The organism is Amycolatopsis viridis (assembly GCF_011758765.1).
Taxonomy (GTDB): domain Bacteria; phylum Actinomycetota; class Actinomycetes; order Mycobacteriales; family Pseudonocardiaceae; genus Amycolatopsis_E; species Amycolatopsis_E viridis.
The window spans coordinates 3,825,806-3,840,621 of the sequence record NZ_JAANOU010000001.1 but is presented as its reverse complement, the minus strand read 5'-3'; the positions used below and the strand labels follow the sequence as shown (position 1 = coordinate 3,840,621).

The 14,816-nt window shown below is 72.9% G+C and carries 16 protein-coding genes; 13 read left to right on the top strand and 3 right to left on the bottom strand.

Annotated elements, in window-relative coordinates; translation table 11 throughout:
- Window positions 1–10: 10 nt before the first annotated feature.
- The 4 genes from infB (at window position 11) to FHX46_RS19020 (ending at window position 4,295) form a co-directional block, all read left to right on the top strand.
- A complete protein-coding gene (gene infB, locus FHX46_RS19035) occupies window positions 11–2,926 on the top strand; it encodes a translation initiation factor IF-2 (RefSeq protein ID WP_167116802.1) in 2,916 nt (971 codons plus the stop codon).
- Window positions 2,927–2,993: 67 nt separating this feature from the next.
- On the top strand, window positions 2,994–3,287 hold the full coding sequence (locus tag FHX46_RS19030) for a DUF503 domain-containing protein (protein ID WP_167116798.1): 294 nt from the start codon (window positions 2,994–2,996) through the stop codon (window positions 3,285–3,287).
- A gap of 12 nt (window positions 3,288–3,299) precedes the next feature.
- Window positions 3,300–3,776 carry a 30S ribosome-binding factor RbfA gene (gene rbfA, locus FHX46_RS19025; RefSeq protein ID WP_167116793.1) on the top strand — a complete coding sequence of 159 codons (477 nt, stop codon included), beginning with the start codon at window positions 3,300–3,302 and terminating at the stop codon, window positions 3,774–3,776.
- 135 nt (window positions 3,777–3,911) lie between these two features.
- Complete coding sequence (locus FHX46_RS19020; RefSeq protein ID WP_167116789.1) at window positions 3,912–4,295, top strand: hypothetical protein; 384 nt, start codon at window positions 3,912–3,914, stop codon at window positions 4,293–4,295.
- Here the strand turns inward: FHX46_RS19020 and FHX46_RS19015 are convergent.
- Window positions 4,283–4,822, bottom strand: a complete 540-nt coding sequence (locus FHX46_RS19015; RefSeq protein ID WP_313886184.1) for a TetR/AcrR family transcriptional regulator — start codon at window positions 4,820–4,822, stop codon at window positions 4,283–4,285. The genes FHX46_RS19020 and FHX46_RS19015 overlap by 13 nt on opposite strands.
- 28 nt (window positions 4,823–4,850) lie before the next feature.
- Between FHX46_RS19015 and FHX46_RS19010 the strand changes: the two genes are divergently transcribed.
- Window positions 4,851–5,027 (top strand): SDR family NAD(P)-dependent oxidoreductase, encoded by a 177-nt coding sequence (locus FHX46_RS19010; protein WP_167116782.1) that lies wholly within the window; start codon window positions 4,851–4,853, stop codon window positions 5,025–5,027.
- Window positions 5,028–5,241: 214 nt separating this feature from the next.
- Here the strand turns inward: FHX46_RS19010 and FHX46_RS19005 are convergent, their stop codons facing one another.
- Window positions 5,242–5,403, bottom strand: a complete 162-nt coding sequence (locus tag FHX46_RS19005; RefSeq protein WP_167116779.1) for a hypothetical protein — start codon at window positions 5,401–5,403, stop codon at window positions 5,242–5,244.
- Window positions 5,404–5,671: 268 nt separating this feature from the next.
- Window positions 5,672–6,706, bottom strand: coding sequence for a TRM11 family SAM-dependent methyltransferase (locus FHX46_RS19000; RefSeq protein ID WP_167116776.1), 1,035 nt, complete (start codon window positions 6,704–6,706; stop codon window positions 5,672–5,674).
- A gap of 24 nt (window positions 6,707–6,730) precedes the next feature.
- Here FHX46_RS19000 and FHX46_RS18995 point away from each other — a divergent pair, with 24 nt between their 5' ends.
- From FHX46_RS18995 to rpsO, 8 genes are all read left to right on the top strand, one after another.
- Entirely contained in the window at window positions 6,731–7,720 is a 990-nt protein-coding gene (locus FHX46_RS18995) for a DHH family phosphoesterase (RefSeq protein ID WP_167116773.1), read from the top strand.
- Window positions 7,721–8,358: 638 nt separating this feature from the next.
- The gene (locus tag FHX46_RS18990) at window positions 8,359–9,681 is read left to right on the top strand and encodes an MATE family efflux transporter (RefSeq protein WP_167116770.1); all 1,323 of its coding nucleotides are present in this window, start codon (window positions 8,359–8,361) and stop codon (window positions 9,679–9,681) included.
- A 207-nt stretch (window positions 9,682–9,888) separates the two neighbouring features.
- Window positions 9,889–11,199, top strand: coding sequence for an MFS transporter (locus FHX46_RS18985; protein WP_167121556.1), 1,311 nt, complete (start codon window positions 9,889–9,891; stop codon window positions 11,197–11,199).
- A 24-nt stretch (window positions 11,200–11,223) separates the two neighbouring features.
- On the top strand, window positions 11,224–12,135 hold the full coding sequence (gene truB, locus FHX46_RS18980; RefSeq protein ID WP_167116767.1) for a tRNA pseudouridine(55) synthase TruB: 912 nt from the start codon (window positions 11,224–11,226) through the stop codon (window positions 12,133–12,135).
- A 59-nt stretch (window positions 12,136–12,194) separates the two neighbouring features.
- Entirely contained in the window at window positions 12,195–13,166 is a 972-nt protein-coding gene (locus tag FHX46_RS18975; protein ID WP_167116763.1) for a bifunctional riboflavin kinase/FAD synthetase, read from the top strand.
- 115 nt (window positions 13,167–13,281) lie between these two features.
- Window positions 13,282–13,761, top strand: a complete 480-nt coding sequence (locus FHX46_RS18970; RefSeq protein WP_167116760.1) for a helix-turn-helix domain-containing protein — start codon at window positions 13,282–13,284, stop codon at window positions 13,759–13,761.
- A gap of 3 nt (window positions 13,762–13,764) precedes the next feature.
- Entirely contained in the window at window positions 13,765–14,277 is a 513-nt protein-coding gene (gene thpR / locus FHX46_RS18965) for an RNA 2',3'-cyclic phosphodiesterase (RefSeq protein ID WP_167116757.1), read from the top strand.
- A gap of 113 nt (window positions 14,278–14,390) precedes the next feature.
- Complete coding sequence (gene rpsO / locus FHX46_RS18960) at window positions 14,391–14,660, top strand: 30S ribosomal protein S15 (RefSeq protein ID WP_167097395.1); 270 nt, start codon at window positions 14,391–14,393, stop codon at window positions 14,658–14,660.
- Window positions 14,661–14,816: the final 156 nt, after the last annotated feature.

Genomic DNA, 14,816 nt, shown 5'->3' with positions numbered 1-14,816 from the left:
GAGGAGAGCAGTGGCAGGCAAGGCCCGTGTGCACGAGCTCGCGAAGGAGCTCGGAGTTACGAGCAAGGAAGTTCTCGCCAAGCTGAAGGAGCAGGGCGAGTTCGTGAAGTCGGCGTCGTCGACCGTCGAGGCACCCGTTGCCCGGCGGCTGCGGGACGCCTTCGTCACCAAGGACAGCAAGTCCGCCGGCCGATCCGGCGGCGCCCGCCCGGCATCGTCGGCGGGTAACGGCGCGGCCCCGAAACCGGGCGCGCCGCGTCCGCAGCAGCCGCAGGCCCGCCCGGTCCCGGGTGCCAAGCCCGGCCCGCGGCCCGGCCCGCAGCAGCAGGCCCCGGCCGCGCCGGCGCCCGCGCCCCAGGCGGCGGCCCCGCAGCGACCGGCCGAGCAGCGTCCGGCCGAGCAGCCGGAGCAGCAGCAGGCCCCGGCTGCGAAGGCGCAGCCCCCGGCACCCAAGACCGGCGCGCCGCGTCCGGGTGCGGGCGGTTCCGGCCAGACCGGTTCCGTGGTGCCGCCCAAGCCGCAGGGCCCCAAGCCCGGCCCGCGGCCCGGCCCGCGTGCCCCGCGGCCCGGCAACAACCCGTTCGGTGTCGGCTCCGGCGCACCCGCGCCGCGTCCGCCGGCACGTCCCGGCGGCCAGGGCGGCGAGCGCCCGGCCGAGCGGTCCGGCGGCGGTGACCGTCCGGCTCCGCGTCCCGGCGGCGGCAACCGCCCGACCCCGGGCAACATGCCGCCGCGCCCGAACCCGGGCATGATGCCCGGTCGCGTGCAGCGGCCCGGCGGTGGTCCCGGCGGTGCAGGCCGTGGCGGACCCGGCGGTGGCCGTGGTGGTGCCGGTGCCGGTCGTGGCGGACCGGGTGGTCCCCGCGGCGGTGGCGCCCCGCGCGGCGGTCCCGGCGGCGGTGGCGGTGGCGGCGGTTTCCGCCCCGGCGGTGGCGGTGGCGCCCCAGCCGGTGGTGGCGGCGGCTTCCGCGGCGGTCGTGGCGGCGGCGGTGGCCGCGGCGGCACGGCCGGTGCCTTCGGGCGCCCCGGTGGTCCCTCGCGCAAGGGCCGCAAGTCGAAGCGGCAGAAGCGCCAGGAGTACATGGAGAACATGCAGGCGCCGTCGGTCGGTGGCATCCGGCTGCCCAAGGGCAGCGGGGAGACCATCCGGCTGCCGCGCGGTGCCTCGCTGACCGACTTCGCGGAGAAGATCGACGCGAACCCGGCTTCCCTGGTGCAGGTGCTGTTCCACCTGGGCGAGATGGTCACCGCGACGCAGTCCGTCTCGGACGAGGTGCTGGAGCTCCTCGGCTCGGAGATGAACTACAACGTGCAGGTCGTCTCCCCCGAGGAGGAGGACCGGGAGCTGCTGGAGACCTTCGACATCACCTACGGTGAGGACGAGGGCGGCGAGGAGGACCTGCAGGTCCGCCCGCCGGTGGTGACCGTCATGGGTCACGTCGACCACGGTAAGACCCGCCTGCTCGACACCATCCGCAAGACGCGGGTGCACGAGCGGGAGGCCGGTGGCATCACCCAGCACATCGGTGCCTACCAGGTCGAGACCGAGCTGGACGGCACGCCGCGGTTGATCACCTTCATCGACACCCCGGGTCACGAGGCGTTCACCGCCATGCGTGCCCGCGGTGCCAACTCCACCGACATCGCGGTGATCGTGGTCGCCGCGGACGACGGCGTGATGCCGCAGACGGTGGAGGCGATCAACCACGCCCAGGCCGCCAAGGCGCCGATCGTGGTCGCGGTCAACAAGATCGACAAAGAGGGCGCGAACCCGCAGAAGATCCGCCAGCAGCTCACCGAGTACGGCCTGGTGGCCGAGGAGTACGGCGGCGACACCATGTTCGTCGACATCTCCGCCCGCGAGAACATCAACATCGACGGGCTGCTCGAGGCGATCCTGCTGACCGCGGACGCCACCCTGGACCTGCGGGCCAACCCGGACATGCCGGCGCAGGGCGTCGCGATCGAGGCGCACCTCGACCGCGGCCGCGGCCCGGTCGCCACCGTGCTGGTCCAGCGCGGCACTCTGCGGGTCGGCGACTCGGTGGTGGCCGGCGACGCCTACGGCCGCGTGCGGCGGATGGTCGACGAGTACAACGAGGACGTCACCGAGGCGCTGCCTTCGCGTCCGGTGCAGGTCATCGGCTTCACGTCGGTACCCGGCGCGGGCGACACGTTCCTCGTCGTCGAGGAGGACCGGGTGGCCCGGCAGATCGCCGAGCGCCGTCAGGCCCGCATCCGCAACGCGCAGAACGCCGCGAAGCGCAAGCGCGTCAGCCTGGAGGACCTGGACTCCGCGCTGAAGGAGACCAACAGCCTCAACCTGATCATCAAGGGTGACAATTCGGGTACGGTCGAGGCGCTGGAAGCGTCGCTCGTGCAGCTGGACGTCGGCGAAGAGGTCGAGCTGAACGTGGTCCACCGCGGTGTCGGTGGCGTCACCGAGAGCGACATCGACCTGGCGACGGCGTCCGACGCGATCGTCCTGGGCTTCAACGTGCGGGCCGAGGGCAAGGCGACCGAGCGGGCCAACCGCGAGGGCGTCGACGTCCGGTACTACACGGTGATCTACCAGGCGATCGACGAGATCGAGCAGGCCCTGAAGGGCATGCTCAAGCCGGAGTACGAAGAGGTCGAGCTGGGCCGCGCCGAGGTCCGGGAGGTCTTCAAGTCCTCCAAGTTCGGCACCATCGCCGGTTGCCTCGTGCAGTCCGGGGAGATCCGCCGCAACGCGAAGGCGCGTCTCCTGCGGGACAACGTGGTCGTCGCCGAGAACCTGCCGGTCAGTTCGCTGCGGCGGTTCAAGGACGACGTGGTCGAGGTCCGGGAGGGCTACGAGTGCGGTCTCACGCTCGGGTCCTACAGCGACATCAAGGTCGACGACGTCATCGAGACCTACGAGCAGCGCGAGAAGCCGCGCGTCTGAGTCGGGTAGTGGTGCGCGGGGCCGGTCAGCTGACCGGCCCCGCGGCCTCACCTGGGACAGGGAACCGATGTACGTAGGTGCGCTCGAGCTCGACGTCCTGTTCGGCGACGTCCATTCGCTGAAGCAGAAACGGTCGCTGGTGCGGCCGCTCGTCGCCGAGGTCCGCCGCAAGTTCGAGGTGTCGGTCGCCGAGGCCGGTCATCTCGACCTGCACCGCCGGGCCCTGATCGGGGTGGCGGTGGTGGCGGCCGACGGTGAACATGTTCGTGACGTGCTCGACGGCTGTGAACGGCTGGTGGCGCAGCGCCCCGAGTTGGAGCTGCTCTCCGCCCACCGCCGGCTCGTCGGGCCAGAAGACTAAGGGGAGTGCGTGATGGCCGATCCGGCTCGCGCCCGCAGGCTGTCCAAGCGGATTTCGCAGATCGTGGCGTCGGCGATCGAGCACGAGATCAAGGACCCGCGGTTGAAGTACGTGACGATCACCGACGCGAAGATCACCGCGGACCTGCACGACGCGACGGTTTACTACACCGTGCTGGGGGAGACGCTGGAGTCCAAGCCGGACTTCCCGGGCGCGGCCGCGGCGCTGGAGTCGGCGCGGGGTGTGCTGCGCAGCCGGGTCGGGCAGGGCACCGGGGTGCGGTTCACGCCGACGCTGACGTTCGTCGCGGACACCATCCCGGAGGACGCCCGGCACATCGAGGACCTGCTCGCGAAGGCCCGCGAGGCCGACGCCGAGCTGGCCCGCCGCGCGGCCGCCGCGCAGCACGCCGGCGACCCGGACCCGTACAAGCAGCCCCGTGACGAGGACGACCCCGAGGACGAGGCCACCGACGACGCCGGGGAGTAGGCCCCCCGTCCCGTCGACCATGCCCCGCGCCGAGCCGGCGCGGGGCATCGTCGTTTTCCCGGCACCTTGACGGGCCGTGCTTGGATCACGGCAACAGTGTCGTGAGCCGGATCTGAGGGGGTCCTCGTGAGGTCGATGGGATGGCTGTACCCGTTCCGGCCGCGGCCGTGGGCGGACATCGCCGCGGAGTTCCACCGGCTCGCCGATGCCCGGCCGGTCTACCGCCCCATGTCCGAGGTCGTGGACAGCGTGCTCGCCGCGAACACCGTCCTGCTCGGCACGACCTCGCTGGGTGACCTGATCGTCGTCGACCGGCCGGTGCCGCGGGCGCCGTGGGGCGCGGTCGTGGTGTCCGGCCCGTGGTCGCGGCGCTCCGCCGTTTCGCCCGGCCGCGTCCGCGTCGAGCACGTGGGCGCCGACGGTGAGGCGGACGAGCGCCCCGTCGACGAGGCCGTGCCGCTGTTCTGGTGTTTCATGACCCGCAAATTCGGCGTGGTGCCCGCCGCTCAGGTGTCCTGAGGCCGGATCCCGTCCAGCAGGAACGCGGCGCCAGCCGCCGAGCGGTGCCGCCTGCGTGGTGGCGGCGATGGCGAACGCCAGGTCCGCCAGGCCGAAGGTCCGGGCGCAGCCGCCGGCCCGTGCGCGCGTTCCAGAACCTTCCCAAACACCTCGCCGACCCGCTCCCGGGCCGCCCGCAGCCCCGGCGCCCCGGGCAGGGCGCTGGTGCGGATCTCGGTCATCCCGTGGTCCACCGACTGCAGCTCGCACGTCCGCACGATCAGCTGGACCAGGCCGTCCCACGGGTCCTCGGCAGCCGGCACCTGCTCGGCTTCGCCCGCCCAGCGGTCGAGCATGCCGCTGAACGCGGCCTCGACCAGGTCCATGCGGGTGGGTAACCGGTTGTAGAGCGTCCCGATCGACACCCCGGCCCGGCGGGCGATCTCCTCCAGCGGCGCGTCCAGGCCTTTCTCGCTGAACACCTCGCGCGCGGCCGCGACCAGCAGTTCGCGGTTGCGCCGGGCGTCACGGCGCAGGGGGCGGCTCACGCTTCCCAGTAGCTGGGAGGCGATCGACATGAGGACATTGGCGATCTTCGGCGCCGGGCCCGGCATGGGACTGGCCACAGCCCGCCGGCTCGGCAAGGAGGGCTACCAGGTCGCGCTCGTGGCGCGCAGCGCGGACCGGCTGTCGTCCTTAGTGGACGAACTGTCCGCGGAAGGTGTTCGGCACGGGCGTTCCCGGCTGACATGACCGACCTCGCCACGCACGAGCGGCTGCTGGCGGACATCGGCCGGGTGGACGTGGCGGTGATCAACGGGTCGCTGGACCTGGCGCTGCTGAAGCCGGTGCGCGCACTCGACGTCGAGACTCTGCGGTCGGGGTTCGAGAGCGTGGTGCCGGCGCCGTTGTCGCTGACCCGGCGGCTGCTGCCGGGCATGCTGGAGCGTGGCTCGGGCGCGTTGCTCTACGGGTTCGGCTCCTCGGCGAAGACCCCGGAGCCGACCTCGCCGGCACGGGCGTCACCGCCGCCGCGATCACCATCCGATCGCTCATCCGCGGGCAGCGACGCCGAGAAGCTGTTCGACGCCTCGGTGGAGGCCCGCCGCGGGTTCGACCCGGACCGCATCGACCCGGCCGACCTCGCCGAGATGCTGTGGGGCGTTGGCCGCGACGGGCGGACCGGCGGAGCAGGTGGTGCCCAGCTAGACGGTCGCGGTGCGCGGCTGGCGGCGAGGCGGAACAGCGCGAGCGCGGCCAGGCCGGCGGCCGCCGCCGTCCAGGACAGCGCCCACCGCCACTCCCAGGTAGGTGCCCGAGGTGTTCACCGCCGGTGCCGGGGCCTCCCCGGCCAACCGCGCCTGGACGGCGGGCGACACCGCTTTTCCACGCCGGGGTCAGGCGGGCTTCCTGGCGACGATCAGGTCCCGCAGGATCGCCTGGTCCACCCGGTGCTCGAACTCCTCCCACGGCCCGCCGGAGCGGACTTCCAGGCCGGCTCGGCCGAGGATCCCGGCGATCTCGTCGCGCTTGGCGACGTGCGTGTTCCAGCTCAGGCCCAGCGCACCGCCCGGCTTGAGCACCCGCGCCCACACCGGCACGGCGGCGGCCAGCAGGTCCCGCGGGCTGCGCGCGAGCTCGTCGGGCTGGTGGCTGCCGTGCTGGACGCCGTAGGGCGCGTCGGCGACCACGACGTCCGCCGAGCCTGCCTTGAGCAGCTCGTCGGTGGTGAGGGTGTCGGCGTTGAAGAACGTGACCCGCCGCGCGTCGCCCGCCTTCCAGCGTTCCTTGTCCAGCGCGTAGGAGATCTCCAGGCGCTGCCCGAGGCGGTGCTTGTGCCGCCGCAGCGGACCGGAGTCGGCGTTGTGCTTGACGCGTTTCTGCCGCAGCCAGGTCTTGATGAACCGTTCGTAGGCCTCGAAATCCCGCTTGTCCACGTCGAGCCCGGTGGCGTCCAGGCCGTACATCATCGCCTGGTTCAGCGTGGTTCCCCTGCCGCACAACGGATCCACGACGTGCAGCGGCTGCGTCAGGAACTCGGCCGGCCGGGCGCGGGACAGCAGCGTGACGTTGAGCAGCAGCTTGGTGAACAGCTCGTTGGTCTTGCCCGGGTACTTCTGGATGGTCAGCAGGTCCGAGTCCAGCTTGTCCAGCGGCGTGATCTCCAGCGGGCGCAGCAGGTCGCCGCGGAACTCGAACAACGCGTAGAGCGACGAGAGGTTCGACAGCAGTGCGATGTCCTCTTCGGACAGCGCCGTCTCCGTGGCGAACGTGACGTAGTTGACGCCGCCGACCCGGCGCTCTCCGATCCCGGACAGCGGTGTGCGCAGCGCCTCGCCGAACACCGTCAGCTCGGCGCGCAGCAGTCCGGCGGACGCGTCGGCGTAGACGCGGTTGGCGCCGGGGTAGAGGAGGATCCCGTAGTCGACCATCGGGAAAAAGCGTAGCTTGCCCGCATGAGCACCTCCGCCCCGCTCGACTTCCCGCGCGCCGCCGCGCTGCTGCGAGAAGCGACCGACGTCACCCTGCTGGCCCACGTCCGCCCGGACGCCGACGCACTCGGCAGCGCGCTGGCCCTGGGACGCGCGCTGTCCCGGCGCGGCGCGACCGTGCGCGTGTCCTTCGCCGAGCCGGCGGAGGTGCCGGAGAGCCTGCGCGGCCTCGACGTGGACAACCTCGTGGTCCCGGCCGCCGAGGTCCCGCCGTCGGCGGGGTTGCTGGTGTGCCTGGACACGCCGAGCCCGTCCCGGCTGGGCACGCTCGCCGGGCTGCTGGACGCGGCGGGCGAGGTGCTCGTCGTGGACCACCACGCGTCCAACCTGCGCTACGGCACGGTCCACCTCGTCGACGACACCGCGGAGGCCACCGCGGTGCTGGTGCTCGCACTGCTCGACGAGATGGGCGTGCCGCTCGACGAGCCGATCGCGCGGTGCCTCTACGCCGGGCTGGTGACCGACACCGGCGGCTTCCGCCGGGCGCGGCCGTCGACCCACCGGGCGGCGGCCCGGTTGCTGGAGGCCGGGGTGGACCCGGACCGGCTGGCCCGCGAGGTGATCGACGATCACCCGTTCGCGTGGCTGCCGATGCTGTCCGCGGTGCTGGCGACGGCGCGGCTGGAACCGGACGCGGCGCAGGGTTTCGGGCTGGTGCACGCCGTGGTGCCCGCGGAGGTGGCGGCCTCGGTGCGGCTGGAGGAGGTCGAGGGTGTGGTGGACGTGGTCCGCTCCACGCGTGAGGCCGAGGTCGCGGTGGTGCTCAAGGAGCAGGCGCCGGGGGAGTGGTCGGTGTCGTTCCGGGCGATCGGCAAAATCGACGTGTCCCAGGCGGCGCGCAGCCTCGGCGGCGGCGGCCACCGCCTGGCGGCCGGCTGCACGGTCCACGGCACCGCCGAGGAGGGGCTGGCCCTGGTGCGGCGCGCCCTGGCGGAGGCACCCCTGCTGAGCTGAGCCGTCCCCGCCCAGCGGGACCGCCGCGCGGACCGGCCAACCCGCGCCGCAAGCAGCAAACACACCGCGGCAACCGGCCAACACGCCGCCCCAACCAGCAAACACGCCGCCGCGAGCGGCGAACACACCGTCACGAGGCAGCGAACACACCGCCGCGCCGTGTTTGCCCTTCCGGGCGCCGTGTTCGCCGTTCCGGGCGGTGAGTTGGCCGCTTCGGGCGCTGAGTTTGCCGCTTCGCGCGGTGCGTTCGCGTCGGCTGATCCGGTGGTCGTCCAGCGCGCCGCGGCAACCGGCCAACGCGCTGCCGCGAGTGGCGAACACGCTGCCGCGAGTGGCGAACACGCTGCCACGAGTGGTGAACACGCTGCCGCGAGTGGCCAACACGCCGCCACGACCGGCCAACACGCCGCCACGACCGGCCAACACGCCGCCGCGCCGTGTTCGCCGGTCCGGGCGGTGAGTTTGCCGGTCCGGGCGGTGAGTTGGCCGCTTCGTGCGGTGCGTTCGCGTCGGCTGGTCCGGTGGTCGTGCGGCTGGTGAGTGGGGCGGTCCGGGTGCGGGGCGCGGGACCGGGGCGCGGTGGCGGGCCGGTCCTCGGCCCGGGCGATCTTGTCGGTGGTCCCGGTTAACCTGCGGGGGTGTCCGACACCGTGGAAGCCGCCGGGGAGAAGGTGCCCGCACGGCGCGTTCTGGGCCTGGCGGTCCCGGCCCTGGGGGTGCTGGCTGCCGAGCCGTTGTACGTCCTGGTCGACACGGCGGTCGTCGGGCATCTCGGGGCGCTACCGCTGGCCGGGCTCGCGATCGGCGGGGTCGTGCTGGCCCAGGTCTCGACCCAGCTGACGTTCCTGTCCTACGGCACCACCTCGCGGACCGCCCGCCTGCACGGCGCGGGGCGCCGGGCGGAGGCGGTCGGCGAAGGCGTGCAGGCCACCTGGCTGGCACTGGTCGTGGGTGTGCTCGTGCTGATCGCCGGGCAGCTGCTGGCCGGACCGGTCGCGCGGGTGCTCTCCGGCAGTGACGAGGTCGCGGCGCAGGCCGTGTCCTGGCTGCGGATCGCGTTGTGCGGGGCTCCGCTGATCCTGGTGACGATGGCCGGCAACGGCTGGATGCGCGGCGTGCAGGACACCGTCCGCCCGTTGCGCTACGTCCTGGCGGGCAACGGCATCTCGGCCGTGCTGTGCCCGCTGCTGGTCTACGTCGCCGGCTGGGGGCTGGTGGGCTCCGCGATCGCGAACGTCGCCGCCCAGGTGATCAGCGCCGGGCTGTTCCTGCGCGCGCTGGCAGCCGAGAAGGTGCCGCTGGCACCGCAACCGAAGGTCATCCGCGCCCAGCTCGGCCTGGGCCGCGACCTGGTGCTGCGCAGCCTCGCGTTCCAGGCGTGCTTCGTCTCGGCCGCGGCCGTGGCGGCCCGTACCTCGACCGACGCCGTCGGCGCGCACCAGATCGTGCTGCAGCTGTGGACGTTTCTCTCGCTCGTGCTGGACTCGGTCGCGATCGCCGCCCAGTCGCTGGTTGGTGCGGCGCTGGGGGCGGGCTCGGCGCGGCAGGCGCGCGGCGTGGCCGGGCAGATCACCCGGTACGGGCTCGTCATGGGCTGCGTGCTCGGGGTGGTGTTCGCGGCGGTCTCCCCGGTACTGCCGCACGCGTTCACCTCGGACCCGGGCGTGCTGGGCGAGGTGCCGCACGCGTGGTGGTTCTTCGTGGCCCTGCAGCCGATCGCCGGGGTGGTGTTCGCGCTGGACGGGGTGCTCCTCGGTGCGGGTGACGCCGCCTTCCTCCGCACCGCGACGCTCGCCAGTGCAGCCCTCGGGTTCCTGCCGCTGGTCTGGGCGTCGCTCGGCCTGGGCTGGGGGCTGACCGGCATCTGGAGCGGGCTGTCGCTGTTCATGGTGCTGCGCCTGTCCGCCGTGGTGGCCCGTTGGCGCTCGGACCGGTGGACGGTGCTCGGCGCGGTGCGGTGACGCCCGCCCGCGGGCGGTTTCGCGGCCGCGGACTGCGGCGATCGGGTGGTCCCGCTACGCCCTGTGGCTGAAAACACCCCGGTAACGGGTAAGTATCGGCCCGGCATCGGCGATATCACTTCCGGGACGGCGATGCGGGCGTCCCCGTGCCGTTTCGCCGTCTATCCGCCTCGGGAGGAATCCTTCGTGCCGCCGCAGCAGGCACCCGTGACCGGCAAGGCCAGCCGCCGGTCGTGGCTCATCTGGTTCACCGCCGCCATCGTCTACCTCCTCTCCGTCTTCCACCGCACCTCGTTCGGCGTGGCCGGCCTGGAAGCCGCCGACCGGTTCGGGGTCGGCGCCGCCGCACTGTCCACGTTCACCGTCCTGCAGGTCGGCGTCTACGCCGCGATGCAGATCCCCACCGGTGTCCTCGTCGACCGCTTCGGGCCGCGCAAGGTGCTCACCGCCGCGCTGCTCTTCCTCGGCCTGGGCCAGGTTCTCGTCGCTCTCGCCGGCAGCTATGCGCTGGGCCTGCTCGCCCGCGGCGTGCTCGGGTTCGGCGACGCGCTCACGTTCGTCAGCGTGCTGCGCCTGATCGCCGCGCACTTCCCGGGCCGCCAGTACGCCGTCGTCACCAGCTTCACCACCGCGATCGGCTTCCTCGGCAACCTCGCCGCGACCGTCCCGCTCACCCTGCTGCTCGCCGGTCCGGGCTGGACGCCGACCTTCCTCGCGGCCGGCCTGGTCACCGCGGTCTACGCCGCGGTCGTCGTCGGCCGGGTCCGGGACACGCCGTCGGGCGCCACCCCGAAGGCCGGCCCGGTCGACGCGCGGCAGCTGGCGCGCCAGATCCGCACGGCCTGGCGGGTCCCGGGCACCCGCCTGGGCTTCTGGGTGCACTTCTCCACGATGTTCGCCCCGAACGTGCTGACCCTGCTGTGGGGCGTGCCGTTCCTGGTGCAGGGCCAGGGCCGCCCGGCTGCCACCGCGAGCGCGTTGCTGACCGTGTTCGTGTTCGGTTCGATGATCGGCGGCCCGCTGGTCGGCAGCGTCATCTCCGCCCGGCCGGGCACGCGGATGCCGCTGGTGCTCGCCTACCTCGCCGGCGCCGCGGCGGTGTGGGCGGTGCTGCTGAGCTGGCCCGGGCAGATCCCGGTCGGCGTGCTCGTGCCCGCCTTCGCGTTCCTGTCCCTGGGCGGCCCGGCGTCGATGATCGGGTTCGCGCTGGCCCGCGATTACAACCCGTTGTCCTGGGTGGGAACCGCGACGGGCGTGGTCAACGTCGGCGGGTTCGTCGCCACCACGGTCACCGCGCTGGTGATCGGGGTGGTGCTGCAGCTCACCGGCGGGCAGTTCCGGGTGGCGCTGCTGGCGGTCGTGGCGCTGCTGGTCCTGGGCACGTCCCGGATGCTGGTGTGGTGGCTGCGTGCCCGGGCCGAGCTGTTCGCCGCGCAGGAGCGGGGCGAGCAGGTGCCGGTGCAGGTGCGCCGGCACGTCTGGGACGCCGCGACCCGGAAGGTCCCGGCACCGGCGTAACCGGGCCCCGTAAGGTGTCCAGCCGTGTCCCAGCCGAAGACCCGACGCCCCGCGCCCCCGCCCGGTCTGCTCGTGGTGGACAAACCACCGGGCATGACCTCCCACGACGTGGTGGCGCGGGTGCGCCGGATCATGGGCACCCGCAAGGTCGGCCATGCCGGCACCCTCGATCCGATGGCCACCGGTGTGCTGGTGCTGGGTGTCGAGCGGGCGACGAAGCTGCTCGGCCACCTGGCGCTGGACCGCAAGACCTACCTGGCCACGCTGGCCCTGGGGACGGCGACCACCACCGACGACGCCGAGGGTGAACCGCTCAGCACCGCCGATCCGGACGCACTGGCCGCCGTCACCGACGAGGCGATCGCCGGCGGTGTCGCCGCGTTGACGGGCGAGATCCAGCAGGTGCCCAGTGCGGTGAGCGCGGTCAAGATCGCCGGCAAGCGGGCCTACGCGCGGGTGCGCGCCGGGGAGGAGGTCGCGCTCAAGCCGCGGCCGGTCACCGTGTACCGGTTCGACCTGCTCGCCACCCGTCGGGAGGCCGGCCGCATCGAGCTGGACGCGGTCGTCGAGTGCTCCTCGGGCACCTACGTGCGGGCACTGGCTCGTGATCTCGGGCACGGGCTCGGTGTCGGCGGTCATCTGGCCGCGTTGCGCCGCACCACCGTCGGTCCGTTCGGGCTGGCCGCCGCGCGCACCCTGGAGCAGCTGGAGGAGAAGCCGGAGCTGTCGCTCGATCTGGACAGCGCGGTCGCTGCGGCGTTCCCGCGCTACCAGGTTGATGCGGCCACCGCCCGTGCGGTCCGGTACGGACAGCAGGTGCGCGCGTCCGGTCTGGCCGGCACCTACGGCGTGTTCGATCCCGACGGTCACGCGCTCGCGCTCGCGGTGGACGCGGGCGGCGTGGCCCGCTCGGTGGTCGTGCTCGCACCGGCGTGAAGGCCGGCGGCTCCACCCACCCTCCGCGCACGCGCGGCGCGCGGCAGTACGCTGCGAGCGTGCAGAGGTGGCGAGGACTGGCTGATCTTCCCGGCGGGTGGGGACGCTGCGTGGTCACGATCGGCGTGTTCGACGGGGTGCACCGGGGGCACCAGGCGCTGATCGCGAAGACGGTCGAGGTGGCCAAGCACCGCAACCTGCCGAGCGTGATGCTGACGTTCGACCCGCACCCGTCGGAGGTGATCCGGCCGGGCAGTCACCCGGCGCAGCTGACCACGCTGCGCCGCAAGGCGGAACTGGTCGAGCAGCTGGGCATCGACGTGTTCTGCGTGCTGCCGTTCACCCTCGAGTTGTCGCGGTTGACCGCGGACGAGTTCGTGCACGAGGTGCTGGTCGACCGGTTGCACGCGGCGGCCGTGGTGGTGGGGGAGAACTTCACGTTCGGCCACAAGGCCGCCGGCACCGTGCCGCTGCTGAAGGAGCTGGGCCGCCGTTTCGGTTTCGCCACCTACGGCGCCGAGCTGCAGGGCGGAGCCGCGGCGGACGGCGAGACCCCGGACGCCGGCGAGATCACCTTTTCCTCGACCTACGTGCGCTCGTGCATCGACGCCGGGGACGTCGTCGCGGCAGCCGAGGCGCTGGGCCGGCCGCACCGCCTGGAAGGCATCGTCGTCCGCGGGGACGGCCGCGGCCACGACCTGGGCTACCCCACGGCCAATCTGTCCACCCCGCGGTTCGCGGCGGTGCCCGCCGACGGTGTGTACGCCTGCTGGTTCGTCCGCGACAAGCAGCCGGGGCGCCTGCTGCCGGCGGCGGTCTCGGTCGGCACCAACCCGACCTTTTCCGGCCGTGAGCGCACGGTCGAGGCGTTCGTGCTCGACGTCGACGAGGACTTCTACGGCCAGCACGTCTCGCTGGACTTCGTCGGCCGGTTGCGGGACATGGTGCGGTTCACCTCGGTCGACGACCTGGTCGAGGAGATCGGCGACGACGTGCGCCGCACGCGCGCGATCCTCGGTCTCGACGGCTGAGCGCCCCGGCGCGCGCGGGCGGATCGCTGGGCGATTTCGCCACGCACGTCCGATCCGGCCTGGCAAGATGGGTGGGCGGTGCCGGAACTGTCAGGGGAGAGCAGGGAGCACGCACGTGGATGACCACAAGATCGTCCAGCGGAACATCGCTCTGCAGCGGGAGTGGTACGGCGAACCGCTGGGCGACCGGGTGCGCCGTCTCGTGGTCGCGTTCAACGTGTCGCAGGCCTACCTGGCCGAGGTGCTGGGCATCAGCGCGCCGATGCTGAGCCAGGTGATGAGCGGCCGCCGCGCCAAGATCGGCAACCCGGTGGTGCTCGCCCGGATGATCATGCTCGAGCGCAAGTGCCTGATCCCGGAGGTCGCCGCCGGCCACCCCGAAGCGCTGATGGCCGCGCTGGAGGACGTGCGTGACGCGCGGCCCACCGTGGGGCGGGACACGTTCCCGGTCCACGCGCTGTCCGAGGAGCGGGCGGTGCTGTCCGCGCTGCGTGACATCGCCGAGGACGAGGACCTGGTCGAGGCTGCCAAGCGGCTGGACGACGACTTCCCTGCGCTGGCCGACCTGCTCCGCCGCGCCGGGCAACAGGGTTGAGGCGTGGCGCTGTTCTCCGCGGTCCTGCCGCCGGTGGCTGTCGTGGAGTCGCTGGCCGACGCGGTCGGCCACCTGCCCCGGACGGCCGGGGTGCGCTGGAGCCGGCCGGAGAGCTGGCACGTCACGCTCGCCTTCTACGGCCAGGACGATGCCACCGCCCGCGCCGGCTGGCTGCGGCCGCGGCTGGCGGGAATGCCCGCGCCCCGGATCCGGTTGGAAGGAGCGGGCACGTTCACCCGGGTCCTCTACCTCGGGGTGACCGGGGAGGGGATCGCCGAGCTGGGCCTGGCCGCGGGTGCCGGTGCGGCCGGCGACGGTGGCCGGGCGTACCTGCCGCACCTGACCCTGGCACGCACCCGGGCCGCGGTGCCGCCGGAGCTCCCACGGCTGCTGGCGGGCTACCGCAGCGAGGTGTGGACCGCCGGGGAGGCCGTGCTGATGCGCTCCGAGCGGGGCGGCGGGGGCACCCGGTATGCGGTGGTCGAGCGGTTCCCGCTGTCCCAGCAGGCCAGGTAGCGCACACCCTGATACCCTGAACCACCGGGTCCGGCTGCAGTCCGTGGCGGCCGCGACCGTCTACCCGCGTCCAGCGGGCCTCACGGCACAGAACAACACAGAGGAGATACTCAGTGGCGCTGTCCACCGACGAGAAGAAGTCGATCCTGACCGAGTACGGTCTGCACGAGTCCGACACCGGGTCCCCGGAGGCCCAGGTCGCGCTGCTCACCAAGCGGATCATCGGTCTCACCGAGCATCTCAAGACGCACAAGCACGACCACCACTCCCGTCGCGGCCTGTTGCTGCTGGTCGGCCGTCGCCGCCGGCTGCTCAACTACGTGATGAAGGTGGACATCGAACGCTACCGGTCGCTGATCCAGCGGCTCGGCTTGCGCCGATGACGTGATCGGAAGGGGGAGCGACCACGGTTGCTCCCCCTTCCGTCCATTCGAGGAAGAAAGAGGAAGGGCAGGCGCTCGAGGGCAAGGACGCCGGTCCTCGGTAGTGGCCTACGGGAAGCAGTCCCGTGGGCTTCGATCGAAGACCGGCTCGTTCCT

Coding starts and splice junctions, on each gene's coding strand:
- FHX46_RS19030 (WP_167116798.1), top strand. CDS start 2,994: ATGTACGTAGGTGCGCTCGAGCTCGACGTCCTGTTCGGCGACGTCCAT.
- FHX46_RS19010 (WP_167116782.1), top strand. CDS start 4,851: ATGAGGACATTGGCGATCTTCGGCGCCGGGCCCGGCATGGGACTGGCC.
- FHX46_RS19005 (WP_167116779.1), bottom strand. CDS start 5,403: ATGCGGTCCGGGTCGAACCCGCGGCGGGCCTCCACCGAGGCGTCGAAC.
- FHX46_RS19020 (WP_167116789.1), top strand. CDS start 3,912: ATGGGATGGCTGTACCCGTTCCGGCCGCGGCCGTGGGCGGACATCGCC.
- rbfA (WP_167116793.1), top strand. CDS start 3,300: ATGGCCGATCCGGCTCGCGCCCGCAGGCTGTCCAAGCGGATTTCGCAG.
- FHX46_RS19000 (WP_167116776.1), bottom strand. CDS start 6,706: ATGGTCGACTACGGGATCCTCCTCTACCCCGGCGCCAACCGCGTCTAC.
- FHX46_RS18995 (WP_167116773.1), top strand. CDS start 6,731: ATGAGCACCTCCGCCCCGCTCGACTTCCCGCGCGCCGCCGCGCTGCTG.